At 72.2% G+C, this 2,327-nt stretch carries 4 protein-coding genes and 1 riboswitch; of the genes, 1 reads left to right on the top strand and 3 read right to left on the bottom strand.

The annotated features are described in order from the left end of the window. The 3 genes from ASJ79_RS22595 to thiO all read right to left on the bottom strand — a co-directional run. Nucleotides 1-608 (bottom strand): thiazole synthase (locus ASJ79_RS22595; RefSeq protein ID WP_067960174.1); only part of this gene is annotated, 608 nt, incomplete at its 3' end. Further along, nucleotides 601-798, bottom strand: coding sequence for a sulfur carrier protein ThiS (gene thiS / locus ASJ79_RS22590; RefSeq protein ID WP_067960170.1), 198 nt, complete (start codon nucleotides 796-798; stop codon nucleotides 601-603). The genes ASJ79_RS22595 and thiS, both read right to left, overlap by 8 nt. After that, nucleotides 795-1,811 (bottom strand): glycine oxidase ThiO, encoded by a 1,017-nt coding sequence (thiO, locus tag ASJ79_RS22585; RefSeq protein ID WP_067960167.1) that lies wholly within the window; start codon nucleotides 1,809-1,811, stop codon nucleotides 795-797. The genes thiS and thiO overlap by 4 nt, the downstream gene beginning before the upstream one ends. Continuing rightward, nucleotides 1,800-1,911, bottom strand: a riboswitch (TPP riboswitch). (Overlaps the previous gene by 12 nt.) A 35-nt stretch (nucleotides 1,912-1,946) precedes the next feature. On the opposite strand from thiO, the gene ASJ79_RS22580 reads away from it, so the two are divergent. Beyond that, nucleotides 1,947-2,327 (top strand): FtsQ-type POTRA domain-containing protein (locus tag ASJ79_RS22580; RefSeq protein ID WP_156448585.1); only part of this gene is annotated, 381 nt, incomplete at its 3' end.

The following is a 2,327-nucleotide window of genomic DNA, read 5'->3' as shown; positions in this document are numbered from 1 at the left end:
TCGGCGTCGCAGCCCAGTTCCATGGCCAGGGCGGCGTCACTGGCGGTGCCGACGCCCGCGTCGAGGATCACCGGCACCCCCGCCTGGTCGACGATCATCTCGATGTTGTGCGGGTTCGCGATGCCCAGACCGGTGCCGATCGGGGATCCGAGCGGCATGACCACGGCGCAGCCGGTGTCTTCGAGCCGCCGCGCCAGCACCGGGTCGTCGTTGGTGTAGGGCAGCACCACGAACCCGTCGTCGACGAGTTGCTCTGCGGCCCTGACCAATTCGACGGCGTCGGGCAGCAGGGTGCGTTCGTCGGCGATCACCTCGAGCTTGACCCAGTTGGTCTGAAGCGCCTCGCGGGCCAGTTGCGCCGTCATCACCGCCTCGGCGGCGCCGCGGCAGCCGGCGGTGTTCGGCAGCGGCGTGATGCCCAGGCGGGCCAGCAGATCCAACACCCCGGTGCCGCCGTCGGCGTCGACGCGGCGCATCGCCACCGTGGTCAGCTCGGTCTCCGACGCGACCAGCGCGGCCTCCAGCACCGCGAGGTTCGCGGCGCCGCCGGTGCCGAGGATCAGCCGCGAACCGAACTCGCGGCCGGCGATACTGAGCTTCTCAACCACCCTGCACCGCCGTCACCACTTCGATCTTCGCTCCGTCGCTCAGCGCGGTGTCCCACTGCGACCGCGGGATCACCGACCAGTCCACCGCCACCGCGATGCCCTTCTCGGGGAAGCCCAGACCGTCCAGCAACGACGCGATCGTCGTGCGGTCGTCGACCTCCACCGCTTCATCGTTGACCGTGACCTTCATCGAACCAGTGCTCCTTCCAGCTCGGCGGCGATGGTCTGCGCCGTCCACGGCGCCAACAGGAAACCCGACCGGCCGTGTCCCGCGGCGACCAGTGTGCGATCGTCGAGTCTGCCGACCAGCGGGAGGTTGTCCGGTGTCATCGGACGCAGTCCGGCCGCGGCCTCGGCCAGTTCGTACTCACCGAGCGCCGGCATCACCGTGCACGCGTCGTCGAGCAGGTCCCTGACCCCACTGACCGTGGTCGCGGTGTCGCGACCGTGCTCGTACTGGGTCGCACCGACCACGACGCCGTCCGCGCGTGGCACCACGTAGACCTGGCGGCCGTGCACCCGGGCACGCACCACCCGCTGCGGCACCGGCAGGCAGCCGCGGCGCCAGCGCAGCCGGAGCACCTCACCTTTGACCGGGCGCACCGGCAGCCCCGGCCACAGGGTGGGGGCGTCGATGCCGTTGGCGATCACGACCGTGTCGGCGGCGCCGGCCCCGGACAGCGACGACACCGGCGGCGCCCACCGGACGCCGAGGCGTTCGCACTGGGCCGCCAGCCCCGCGACCACGGCGCGGTTGTCGACGGCCAGCTCGGTCTCGGCCACGAAGCCGTGCCGGACGCCCTGCGCGAGAAGCGGTTCGATGTCGCGCGCCGAAGTCGTCGGCGTCACCGGATGGCCCTGTTCGGACAGCCACGCCGCGACGGTCCCGAGGTCCGCGGCGTCGGCCCGGTCGACCGCCACCACCAGCGACTGGCGGGCGGTGACGACCTCGGGCGGCAATCCGTCCAGGAACCCCTCGTGCCACAACCGCAGCGACTCCAGGCCGATCTTGAGCAGCTGCTCCTCGCCGGGCCAGCCCTCACTGTGCGGGGCCAGCATGCCGCCGGCGACCCACGACGCGCCGGGCGCATCGGTGCGGTGCACCCGGACGGTCCAGCCGTCCTGCAACGCCCGGCGCGCCACGGCGAGGCCGATGACACCGCCGCCGATCACAGCGAGTGTCCCGCGCGTCTGGGCTGGCATTTCGCTCCCTTCGCCGGCATGACCCGGATCAGGTGTGACGGTAAGAGTCGGCGGACTCACTCTCAGCCCCCGTATTCCCGGGACTCCCGTGTGGTCGCCTACCAGCGTACGTGCCGGCGGCGCTAGCGTTCGAGTGTGCTTCAACCCCGCTTGCAGACCGCCTCGCTCTATCTGTGCACCGACGCCCGCCGTGATCGCGGTGACCTCGCCGAGTTCGCCGACGCGGCGCTCGCCGGCGGCGTGGACATCATCCAGTTGCGCGACAAGGGTTCGCCGGGCGAGCAGCGGTTCGGCCCGCTGGAGGCGCGCGAGGAGCTCGCGGCGCTGGAGATCCTCGCCGACGCGGCGCGCCGGCACGGGGCCCTGCTCGCGGTCAACGACCGCGCCGACATCGCCGAACGGGTGGCCGGGATCAGGCGCGTGGCGTCGGCGCGGGTGCAGCGGCAGTACCCGTCCACTCTGCGCGTCACCATCGTCGAGCGGGTGCCGGTGGTGCTCAAGGACTATCCGGACGGC

It is taken from the genome of Mycobacterium sp. NAZ190054 (assembly GCF_001545925.1).
Lineage (GTDB): Bacteria > Actinomycetota > Actinomycetes > Mycobacteriales > Mycobacteriaceae > Mycobacterium.
The sequence above is the reverse complement of the archived record's forward strand: the minus strand, read 5'-3'. Positions and strand labels throughout refer to the sequence as shown.